The organism is Mycobacterium sp. 050134, assembly GCF_036409085.1.
Taxonomy (GTDB): Bacteria; Actinomycetota; Actinomycetes; order Mycobacteriales; family Mycobacteriaceae; genus Mycobacterium.
The window spans coordinates 90,614-101,321 of the sequence record NZ_JAZGLV010000019.1 but is presented as its reverse complement, the minus strand read 5'-3'; the positions used below and the strand labels follow the sequence as shown (position 1 = coordinate 101,321).

At 63.6% G+C, this 10,708-nt stretch carries 10 protein-coding genes and 1 pseudogene; 3 read left to right on the top strand and 8 right to left on the bottom strand.

The window, feature by feature from the left end; translation table 11 throughout:
- Positions 1 to 957 precede the first annotated feature (957 nt).
- Positions 958 to 1,317 (bottom strand): hypothetical protein, encoded by a 360-nt coding sequence (locus SKC42_RS21305; protein WP_330966246.1) that lies wholly within the window; start codon positions 1,315 to 1,317, stop codon positions 958 to 960.
- A 352-nt stretch (positions 1,318 to 1,669) separates the two neighbouring features.
- On the opposite strand from SKC42_RS21305, the gene SKC42_RS21300 reads away from it, so the two are divergent.
- Complete coding sequence (locus SKC42_RS21300) at positions 1,670 to 2,047, top strand: hypothetical protein (RefSeq protein WP_330966245.1); 378 nt, start codon at positions 1,670 to 1,672, stop codon at positions 2,045 to 2,047.
- 322 nt (positions 2,048 to 2,369) lie between these two features.
- On the opposite strand, the gene SKC42_RS21295 is transcribed toward SKC42_RS21300, so the two are convergent.
- The 3 genes from SKC42_RS21295 to SKC42_RS21285 form a co-directional block, all read right to left on the bottom strand.
- Complete coding sequence (locus SKC42_RS21295; RefSeq protein WP_330966244.1) at positions 2,370 to 2,633, bottom strand: sulfatase-like hydrolase/transferase; 264 nt, start codon at positions 2,631 to 2,633, stop codon at positions 2,370 to 2,372.
- 641 nt (positions 2,634 to 3,274) lie between these two features.
- Positions 3,275 to 3,619: an RNA polymerase-binding protein RbpA gene (locus tag SKC42_RS21290; protein WP_330966243.1), complete on the bottom strand. Its 345-nt coding sequence runs from the start codon at positions 3,617 to 3,619 to the stop codon at positions 3,275 to 3,277.
- Positions 3,619 to 3,834 carry a hypothetical protein gene (locus SKC42_RS21285; RefSeq protein WP_330966242.1) on the bottom strand — a complete coding sequence of 72 codons (216 nt, stop codon included), beginning with the start codon at positions 3,832 to 3,834 and terminating at the stop codon, positions 3,619 to 3,621. The genes SKC42_RS21290 and SKC42_RS21285 overlap by 1 nt, the downstream gene beginning before the upstream one ends.
- 1,064 nt (positions 3,835 to 4,898) lie before the next feature.
- On the opposite strand from SKC42_RS21285, the gene SKC42_RS21280 reads away from it, so the two are divergent.
- Both SKC42_RS21280 and SKC42_RS21275 read left to right on the top strand, forming a co-directional pair.
- Entirely contained in the window at positions 4,899 to 6,533 is a 1,635-nt protein-coding gene (locus SKC42_RS21280; protein WP_330966241.1) for a fatty acyl-AMP ligase, read from the top strand.
- A gap of 90 nt (positions 6,534 to 6,623) precedes the next feature.
- Positions 6,624 to 6,761, top strand: coding sequence for a hypothetical protein (locus SKC42_RS21275; protein WP_330966240.1), 138 nt, complete (start codon positions 6,624 to 6,626; stop codon positions 6,759 to 6,761).
- A gap of 160 nt (positions 6,762 to 6,921) precedes the next feature.
- Here the strand turns inward: SKC42_RS21275 and SKC42_RS21265 are convergent.
- The 4 genes and pseudogenes from SKC42_RS21265 to SKC42_RS21250 all read right to left on the bottom strand — a co-directional run bounded on the left by SKC42_RS21265 (position 6,922) and on the right by SKC42_RS21250 (position 10,489).
- Positions 6,922 to 8,230, bottom strand: a pseudogene (locus SKC42_RS21265) (ISL3 family transposase).
- A gap of 194 nt (positions 8,231 to 8,424) precedes the next feature.
- The gene (locus tag SKC42_RS21260) at positions 8,425 to 9,228 is read right to left on the bottom strand and encodes a transglutaminase-like domain-containing protein (protein WP_330966239.1); all 804 of its coding nucleotides are present in this window, start codon (positions 9,226 to 9,228) and stop codon (positions 8,425 to 8,427) included.
- Between the two features lie 507 nt (positions 9,229 to 9,735).
- Positions 9,736 to 10,044 carry a hypothetical protein gene (locus tag SKC42_RS27820; RefSeq protein ID WP_442932212.1) on the bottom strand — a complete coding sequence of 103 codons (309 nt, stop codon included), beginning with the start codon at positions 10,042 to 10,044 and terminating at the stop codon, positions 9,736 to 9,738.
- A complete protein-coding gene (locus tag SKC42_RS21250) occupies positions 9,986 to 10,489 on the bottom strand; it encodes a DUF5994 family protein (protein WP_330966238.1) in 504 nt (167 codons plus the stop codon). Before SKC42_RS21250 ends, SKC42_RS27820 begins: the two co-directional genes overlap by 59 nt.
- Positions 10,490 to 10,708 lie beyond the last annotated feature (219 nt).

Below are 10,708 nucleotides of genomic sequence, written 5' to 3'. Positions count from 1 at the left end.
AGCCGTCACACCACCCGCTACCCTCAGCCGAGCAGGGCCCCAACACGAGGAATTACGTGACGGCAGCCCCTGGGGAATTACGTGACCGTCGGCACCGGCCCATGGGGCGCAAGGTTCGTAGCCAGAGCGAACCGGCCAGGCCCGCGGGGGACCCGACCGGCTGCTGGTGCGCGGGTTAGGCAGCGTCGTCAAACGCTCGGACATCAGGGCCCTGAAACCGTATTTCCCTGGCGGGGCTAGGGGGATTCGAACCCTGTGCCAAACCTGGGGAAATGGTTCTTGAACTGCGCTTTCTGTCATTCGGTGTCGTTACGCGGGTGCTTCGTTTCCTGCGGATATGCGTAGGCGTGTTGCGCGACGTAACAGTGCTAGACCGACTTGTATGGCGCCCTACCGCCCGCAGTTGAAAGGACCTTCCGGGTGTGAAGCTGAAGCGATGTCGGAAGCCAGACGTTCATGCTGGTCAAGCCAGACGAACTGGACCAACCTTTGGGGTTCAGAACACGCGATACGAGCGGCGCGGCGGATGCGGAGCGGATGAAATCTACGCTGTGATCCGCGCGCAGGAGGGCCGCGCCGGGGTTTTCATGTGCGCTACAGACGGTCTAATCCGGCCAGCAGATTCGAATCCTGCCGGGGGCACCGGTGTTTTCGCAGCTCAGCGGTTATTTTTGAGCCGCGCCGACCGGCACGCACCCCAGCCGCACCCTAACGCCTGAGGTTCGCTGACCTCGGCCAACCCCGCCGAAAATTCGCTGAGCCATCCTCGGCGTGTCGCCCTGGTGTCCACTCGTGCCGCCCCTGTCGAACCTCAAGTGCCTGCGCTGCAAACAGCACTACCGCAATAGACACGATGACGCCTGCGTCGTCACTCGTACGCGGGCTGATGCGTACCCGCTCGGCAGTTGGGTCGCGATTCGACCACGTCGCTCGTTCCGCCGCGCGGGCGAGGGTTAGTTAGTCGTCGTCGCGACGTCGTTCGGTTTCGGCCATCGCACGCTCGACCTCTGCCTGCTCTCGCAAGGCTTCGGCTCTCTTGCGCTCCGCCGAATCGTCCACGCGTTGCAGTCGCTCGCGTTTACACTCCGCGGTCGGGCCCTCGCGTTGGTCCGCGCGCAGCTCTCGTTCGTCTGCCAACTGCTCGCGATCGTTTGCGATTTGGTCCCGCTTATCAGCGATCCGATCTCTCTCGGCAGCGAGCGACTCGCGTTGTGCGAGCTCAGCCTTACGCCGCACGAGAGCCTTCTCGCGTTCATCGAGCGCAGCAGCCCGGCGATCAAGCTCATTGGGGATGTCCACGCGGTCCTCAGCGACCACGACCCACCTTAACACTGCGACTTGAGGTACTACTCACCCAGGTCCCCTGGTTCCTCGTCGTATGGAAGGTGACGCTACAGACAGTCTTCCGCCGAAGCGACGGAATCCGGCCCAAGTCACTGGCGCAGCGAGGCCACCGCCTCTAGAACGTCCTTCAGCCATTCGCACCCACCACGTGTTGAAGACTTCGCCGTTGCCCTTGGAAGGAAGCCAGCGCCCCGTCGCCAAGCGGAGGTACCCCGGGGGTGACACGGTCGGGCGGCGAACATCCCGCGCGGCGGCACTGCGGGGCGATCATCGGGAATCGACGGGATGGCTTACACGGCGACGTCAAGAAGTCCAGAATCAGATGATGCAAGACCTTGACCCCGCGCAGGCGGATGACGAACCCGATGTGCCCCGCGGCGTCTGGGCGGCTAGACGGGCCGATGAACTCGCGCGTCGAATAGCCGAGTTACAAGACGACGCGAAGCCACCCACTGAAAACGATGTCGCCTTGGCGCGGCAACGTGAGAAGGAGGCCCATTATCGCGCGCGGCGCGCCCATCTGGCAGACGCCGAACGCCACGAGGAAGCCGCTCGAATACATGAGGAGACTGCTGCCATGCACGAGCAGGCCGTCATCGATCAGATCGGTGATGAAGAGGCTCACCTCGATGCAGCAGCGACTCATCGCACGGAGTGCGAGAAACACAAACGCGCTGCGGTACAGGCGAGAGCCGTCTGCTGATCGCGACGACTGACCACATTGGACCCACTGCCCGAAACACGATGAATGCCCAGGCAGTTCCGGTGGGGCATCTGGGCCGCACCTGGGGGTATTCGACGGGTTCGCGTTCCTTGGGGTCGACGAGCAGGTTGGTGACACGGGGTTGGCATACGGCGGTGCGGGTTTCCGAAGAAGTTGCGTTGTTCGACGAGGCTCATTTTGAGGTTTTGCCATTTGAGGCCGTAGAGCTGGTCGCCGTTCCAGAACAGGAACCCGTCCCGGTTGGACCGCTCTTGCTCATCTGAAGAGAACGACCCGCTGGTCCACCCCGTCGATAACGCGGTCACCCGGGGCCTGCCAGCCTGGCCCAGGCGAGCAAGGTGGTGAGCATGTAGGTGATGTGCACAATCTCATTGCTGACCCGCCGAACAGGAACGTGTCCGGGCCAGCGGACCAGGCATGGTGTGCGCAGCGAGCCATCCATCCCGGTGAAATACGACCCCGTCAAAAACCCCGAGGTGCGGCGCCAAGGCAGGCACTCCTCGGCACCATTGTCACCTGCGAACACGACGACCGTCTTGTCGGCGATGCCTTGGTCGTCCAGCAAAATGGGTCCCTCTCTGTGAGGCGGACTCTCCCGGCGAGTTCTACCAGGAGCGGGGTGTGTCTCACCGCTGAACCAACTATGCGCCACCCAACGCGGGCCGAATTGAATCAACGAATTTCTGAAACACAGGGGCGGCTCTTCGCGGTGCGGCTCGGGGGTGGGGTGGGCCGCTGCCGTCGCTAGGCGTGGCCGATGCGCTGCTGGATGAACGCTCGCGGCTCGGAGACGGGGTCGATCTTGACGGTGCCGCACTGCATGAGCTTGCCGCAGAGGCTTTAATCGCAGCCGACGAACTCGACACCGGGAAGCGAGGGCATCACCCGTTAGGCCGTCCTAGATGTAGCGCAGCGAGTATCTGCGCTGCGACTCGGACTTACTCCCATACAGCCAAGTGGCCCTCTCCTGGATCGCTTGCGTCGATCCATACACGCGGCGATCGCAGCGGTGGCAAAACAGGAGTGTGTATACGATCTCACCACCCCGCGGCCATTCCTCGCGCGCCCTGTCGGGCACCTGGATCTCGTTGGCCTGGTGCTCAAAGTTCCGGATTAGTTGGCCGGCGACGTGTCCCTCGGGGCACACCAGGTCCATGGCTAGTAATCCCTTGTCGGTCATTTCCAGTGCCTACCTTTCGTAGCAAGCTAGCTGCCGCAGCGGCGTGACCTGACGATCTCGAGGCGTTCCTTGAGCAGTTCCTCGAGTTCCTCGATCGAGCGGCGTTCCCGCAGCATGTCCCAGTGTGTGCGCGGCACCTTAACCTTCTTGGGTTCGGCCAGGTCACCACCCTCGATCAGGGTGCCCTCCATGCCGTTGCGGCACAGCCAGGTGCCGGGGACCTCGGCGTCGGCGGCAAAGGGCATGTCGAACTCGTCGCCGTTCTCGGTGCGATACCGCGCGATCTGACGCGGCGCCAGGTCATGGTTGCGAGCGGTCTCGTAGCTCACGGCTCCGAGGCGACTGCCCCTCATGACGTGATCAGCCCTCATCAACAGCTCCGCTGACGTTCCACGTGATCGGCAGTAGCGCGCATCCGACCCGACAATCGAAGAAAATCGTGCTCGCCCACCCCGTTGGGCACGGTGTAGGCAAGTTGCCATAATTCGACGGCGTAGGTGCGCAAATCCTGGCGGAGCTGCGCCTCAACGGCGGGCATGAAGTCTGCAAGTTCTGTAGGAGTGATTTTGGATGTGTGGTCGAGCATTTGCTGCACCGTCGGGATCTAGCACCCGGGTGCGATGAGGGCGCGATGGTTGTTCCGACCAGTTTGTTTCGACGGCAGCACAAAACGCGGACCCAAGTCATCATCGCTACCTTGACCGGTGTATTCATGGTACCCCTGCTACGCGCCGCAGTTCTCAGTCATCGTGCGCACCACCGCCAGCCCGCTGCGACGACCACGCCGACGCCGAACGCAGCTTGTCCAGCAGCGCCGTGTTAAACCGCGGTCATATTGGAATCCGTCGCTGCAACTGAGCCTGTGGTTCGTCGCCTACCTGGACGCAATCGAGGCCGGTGTGATCACCGCCGACCAGTTACCGCCGGAGTCGGGACTAAACACCGAGGTCGTTGCAGCGTTGAAAGCCGTTGAGAGTGGGATCTTTCCGACGAATTGCACTGGCGCAACACCCCTGTCGGTGAGCGCGGCGAATACCCGATCTTCCAAGCTCACCTTGCGCTAGCGGCTCAATGCCGCGAGGTTGAAGCCGACGGGCCGGAGGATGAGAGCTGGTGAACTGAGCCATTTTGGTTCACTTACTCCAGGACATTCGTGCTCACAACATCGGTCCGTCCACACCACCGTCGGCCCCCTGAGGTCAAGTCCAGTTCAATGATGCGAACAGCGAAGGTGAGTGGCTAGAGCGGTAGCTTCTCAATACCGTGTCGCATCAAGGCCTCCTGGGCTGTGATGATGCGAGCCGTGTCATTTCGTCAGCGCGCCGATCATCATTCCTTTGCGGCATCAGGTTCAGCGGCGATTGTCACGATTTGTGCGGAGTTCCGCGTGCTCGGCTGCTCGCCGCGCATCGGGTCTGTACAGTCAGGCCATCTGACCTGCACGGCATGCCGCTTCGACCGGAGCGACGGACCATCTGGGATGTATACGAAGGGTTGTACGCACTTCCGCAGTCATAGTTGACCCCACACAGTGCCGCACCACGGCCGAACCCCAGCGGCTCCCCAATTTGCCTGCGCGCCCGCAAACGCGCGCCGGTTACTCACACAATGTCAGCGAAAGTCGTATTTCGGATAAGCCGAAGGATTGCCATGAGCCGATTTACCGAGACGATGTACGAAAACGCCCGGTCGAGCCCGAAGGGGATGGTCACCGGGGAACCGCACGCGCCCGTCCGGCATACCTGGGCCGAGGTGCACCAGCGGGCTCGCCGGGTGGCGGGTGGGCTGGCGGCGGCGGGCATCGGACACGGTGACGCCGTCGCTGTGCTGGCCGGCGCGCCGGTCGAGATCGCGCCCACCGCGCAAGCCATCTGGATGCGCGGGGCCAGCGTCACCATGTTGCATCAGCCCACTCCCCGCACCGACCTGGCGCGCTGGGCCGACGAGACAACCGGCGTCATCAACATGATGTCGGCGAAAGCCGTTGTCGTCTCCGAGCCGTTCATGGCCGCCGCGCCGGTGCTGTCGGGCATTGGTATGACCGTGCTTACCGTCGAGACGCTGCTTGCGAACGCCCCGGTCGGTCCCGTCGACACGTGCGACGACGACGTGGCGCTGATGCAGCTGACGTCGGGTTCGACGGGATCGCCCAAGGCCGTTCAGATCACCCACGCCAACATCGTCGCCAACGCGGAAGCCATGATGGCCGGCTGCAACTTCGACCTCGATACCGACGTGATCGTGAGCTGGCTGCCGTGCTTTCACGACATGGGCATGACGGGCTACCTGACGGTGCCGATGTACGTCGGCGCCGAGCTGGTGAAGGTCACGCCGATGGACTTCCTGCGCGATACGTTGTTGTGGGCCAGGCTGATTGACAAATATAAGGGAACGATGACGGCCGCACCGAACTTCGCCTACAACCTGCTCGCCAAGCGGTTGCGCAGACAGGCCACGCCCGGGGATTTCGACCTGTCCTCGCTGCGGTGGGCGCTCTCGGGCGCCGAACAGGTTGACCCGCTGGACGTCGAGGATCTCTGCGACGCCGGGGCGCCGTTCGGGCTGAAACCCGCAGCGGTCATTCCCGCCTACGGCATGGCCGAGACCACGGTGGCGGTGTCGTTCTCCGCGTGCGGCGGCGGCATGCTCGTCGACGAGGTGGACGCCGACCTGCTGGCTATCCTGCACCGCGCCGTCCCTGCGAGCAGGGGACATACCCGGCGGCTGGTCTCCCTGGGCCGGCCGCTGGATGGGCTGGAGGTGCGTGTCATGGACGAGGAAGGGAGCGTGCTGCCGCCACGCGGCATCGGCGTCATCGAGGTACGCGGTGAACCGGTGACCAAGGGTTACATCACGGTGGCCGGCTTCGTCTCGGCGCAGGACGAGCGGGGCTGGTACGACACCGGCGACCTGGGCTATCTCACCGAGGACGGCAATGTCGTGGTGTGCGGGCGGCTCAAGGACGTGATCATCATGGCGGGTCGCAACATCTACCCGACCGACATTGAACGCGCCGCCTGCCGTGTATCGGGGGTCCGGCCGGGCTGTTCGGTGGCGGTGCGACTCGACGCCGGGCACTCGCGGGAGACGTTCGCGGTGGCGGTGGAATCCAAGGAATACGACGACCCAGCGCAGGTGCGCCGCATCGAGCGTCAGGCGGCGCACGAGGTGTTCGCGGAGGTCGATGTCCGCCCCCGCAACGTGGTGGTGCTTCAGCCCGGGATGATCCCGAAAACCCCGTCGGGGAAGCTGCGGCGTGCCCACGCGCTGGCCCTCGTGAACTGAATCGGGTCATCCGATCCCGTCGCGTCGTGTGTTCGGGCGTAAGGTCAGGGCATCCGGGACCACAAAGGCCCCCATGATCAAGGGGCGGCCATGTCTGACAAATCTCCGCGGCAAACGATGTCCAAGAAGTCCGGAAAATCCCTGAAAGAGAGGCGCGCCGCCAAACATGCTAAGGCGGCGGCTCGGGTCTCCTCCACCGAAGCCCTGCTCCACGACAAGAAGCGCTGACGCACAACGACTTTCCCCTAGGCGTCCTAGCTCGCTCACGCAAGGACGAGCCAAGATTGCCGATCCACCCGGCCCATTTCAGCAGGATCGATCGTCGGGGCCGGCCGCGGATATTTGCTTGAGCATGGCTGTGGGTCGGACTTTGGTGGCTCTTCCGGAATTAGAGTGCGTCGATTCGTTGGGCGAGGTTGCCGCAGTGCAGTAGTGAGGGCAGTCGGTAGTGGGTGAGGTTTTCTAAATCCCAGGGCGTTGCGGCGTCGTGCTTCAAGGCGGCCGTTGATGGCTTCGGTGGGGCCGTTGGAGGCGTGGTGGTCGAAGTAGGCCAGCACGTCGGCGCGGCGGCGCCACAGGGTGCGACCGAGCTGAGCCAGTTCCTCTAGGACGGTGGGCACGCCGCGGCGCAGCGTGGTGATGATCGCGGTCATCATGGTCTTGCCGCGCCGCCGGTCGGGGTGGGCGTAGGCGGCGATGAGCCGTTGGTAGAAGCCCCAGCAGATCTCGACAGGGAGGTGGTCCTCGTCGGCGAAAACGGTTTCCAGCCTGAGCTTTTGGCGGGCTGTCAGGAGGGGCAACCGGGTGCGAAGTGCGCGCCGGACGCCGTAGAGCCGATCCCCGGCGCGACCGCGATGTCCGCAGGTCTGCTGCTGGATGCGCTGGCGGCACAGATCCAACTTCAGGCCCGCTAGTGCCACGACGTGGAACGGGTCCATCACCGGTATGGCCTTGGACAATTGCTCGGTGGCCGCGGTCTTGTAGCCACCGAAGCCGTCCATGGCCACGACCTTGACCTGGTCACGAAACGTTGCGGTCTGAGCTGCCAGCCAGGTCCTCAACGCTGCTGCTGAGCGTCCGGGGACCAGGTCGAGCAGTCGGGCGCGGCCGGTGCCCTCCAAGACCGGTGTCAAGTCAACGATCACGGTGACGTAGCCATCGTCACCGCTGCGGCGGGTGTGCGACCAGCGGTGTTCATCGACCCCGATGACCTTCACCTGTTCCAGGCGGGTGCTGTCGGTAGCCACGATCCCCGCGGCGGCGTCGATGGCGATGGTGTTGACGGTGTCCCACGACAGGCCCAGCTCCCGCGCGACAGCGGCGACGGTGGCCCGGTCGATCATCAGCCGGCGACAGATGTAGCGGGCACAACGCCGGGTGGTAGACCAGCCGCGGCGAGCCAATCGATCGGTGTTATGGGCGAATACTTCTCGCTCGCAACCGGAGGGCACGCACCGGTAGCGCGGGACTCGAACGTGCAGCCGCAGCGGATGCCCGACTACGGGCACATCGGTGACTCGGCGGATTACGGTGTCGCGGTAGACCCCCGCGATGCCGCACCCCGGACACTCACGTCGGCCGTCGTCAAGCAGATCGCAGAACACCACCGTGGTCACACCATCGACAGCGGCGTTGGTGATCGTCACACCGAGTTCAACAGTGCGCACGATCGTGTCGGCAACAACAGCGGCAGGCAACGACGTAGGGTCAGACACAGGGCTCCCCGGAAGGCAGACGGCAAAGGCGTAGGAACCTGCATCATCTGTCGGCCGGGGCCCGTCTCAGCTCACCGACACGGCAACCAACAGCGGATATCCGCCACCCCTACCTGCACCCCATTTCCGGAAGAGCCACTTTGGTGCTCACGTCAACTCGTTGGCCGGGGCCGGCTTCAGCTGATTGACACCAGCTGGTCGATCGAGTCCCTGGGCAGGTCGCCGTCAACGACGGCCGTCACCACCAGTTTGTCCAGTGTGATCGCGCCGTTGTGGTTGTCGAGGAAGGCGATGTCGGCGGCATCGCGTCCGGTGGCGATGCGCACCAGGGTTTGCCTCGGCGCCAACAGCGTGCCGTCGACCACTCGCCAGCGCCCCTCGACGAACGCCTCGGCTACCGCATGAAAGTCCATCGGGTACAAGCCTGGCGCATACACCGAAACGGCACGAGCAGGCACCTTGACGGCCCGTAACAGCGCCACCACCAGATGCACGAAGTCTCGACATACACCGGCACCGGAGAGCAAGGTATCCACCGCTCCATCGATAGGGTCACTCGAGCCTGGTACATAGTTCAGACGGCTGCCGACCCAAAGCGAAACCCTCTCCAACAGAGTCGTCGAATCGAGGTAATTCCCGAATTCGGTTGCGGCGAAACCAAAGAACTTGTCGGACTCGGCGTAGCGGCTCGGACGAAGGTACATCGATAGGTCGTACTCGGTCACCGGTGCCGGATCGGTCTGTCCCACGATCGTCGCGGCGTAGTCGACCTTGAGGTTACCCACCGGAACGTCCAGCTTGTGGATGCGGTTACCGTGCACACCGCTGATCTCCAACGGCTGCAGAGGCTTTCCGTCCAAGACAAAGGACAACAACTCGGATACCTCAGTGTTGGGATGCGGTGCAACGGCGATCTGGAACTCCAAGGTCGTCGCCTCGGCGATCTCGACCTCGAGTTCAGCGGCGACCTCTCGCCTCATCTGTCCCTCCTGTCGCCTGACGATCAGGTGTCGATCGCGGCCAGCAACTCGCTCAGTAGCGCTGTCACGAAACCGATTGCAGCATGGCCGAATCCTTACGGCAGCACCAGCGTCCCACGCGCGCCAGTGCACCGCACGAATAGCCAACATCGGGGACGATGCGGTCCGGCGATTCACGTCCGTGACACCAGTGTCGGGTCACCGCGTGCCGTCGGTATCGGCCCCCAAACTGCTGTGCGGGAGTGAGTCTGGTGGGTCGAACGCGGCGCCGCGTCCCGGTCAATCCATTCACGAACGTGGTGTCGTAACCGCGGAATCGCTCTTGGGGCGGTCGGAGAAAGTAGGAAGTTGCACCGGTTCCGAATCGCGATCGGTGTCGGACGCGACTTCGGGCTCGTAGCGATGTGAAAACAAATCCGATGATTTCATGGGCGGGGTCCTTAAATTGGTTCGGTTTCGGCTCAAACGTTGGTCTGTCGAGCGAAGGGCGATCGATTCGTGAGCTGCTCATCTACACACAAAAATGTCTACGGTGGCAGTGCCCAACACGAACGGCTTACCAACCAATCTACACGCGAGCCTCAGGAAAGACGTCTCGCCGAACGACTGGCGGCGTTGGTCACCCCACAAACCGCGCCTCTTGACCCTCATCTGGTCGCCTTCTACGTCGGTCCACTCACCGCAGGCATAGCTGTACGCCGGCTTGGCGCCGACCCGGAAGACGTCGAGCCTGCCGTCGTTGTGCTTGACGTACACGTCACCGAACCGCAAGTACTTGTCTTTTCCCTCGCCGGGAAGTGTCACCTTGACTGTCATGCCCGAAACCTCCGGACACGTTGGTGAAATGCCGGTCGGTATCACGCGCCCGGCGGTTCTTGGCCCCCCGCGCTGATCCCGGGCACGCCGCCGACTGTGGACGCGTTGTCTGGCGGCGCCGCTGTCGGAATCGCCTCGTGTGCAATGTCTGGATCGGTGCTCGGAGCCACCAACAGCAGAAGGACTCTTTTTTCCGGTCGACCCCGAGCACTTCGAGGGTATTGGCTGGCCGGCAGGTGAACCCCTCGAGTCGAACTGATCGTCCACCGGTTGCGAGTCGTGCCGGCGCCTTCGGCCCTGCAGCAAGGTCGTACATCAGTCGCCCAACGGAGTCCAGTCGCCCCCCCAGCATCGCCAGTAGATCAGGCAGTTCACTCGACAGGTCATCGCTGCGCGGCCCCCGTGACCCGTCGACATGCCCGGCCGTCCGTGCCTTGGGCTTCATACGCAGCCGCGACATGTTCTCTGGTCCCGTGTGGTGGCCACCGCAAACCGCGCGTCCTTCGCGTCGTGTCATAGCGACATTCCCGTCTTGGCCGCGAACCGGTCAATATCAAGCGAGTCGGCGACGACGCGATCTCAGATGGTCGCGCGCGACATACCGCCGACCCGAGACACGTCGCGTCCCGGACGGGACCAATTCGGGTCAAAGACCCTGTGCACC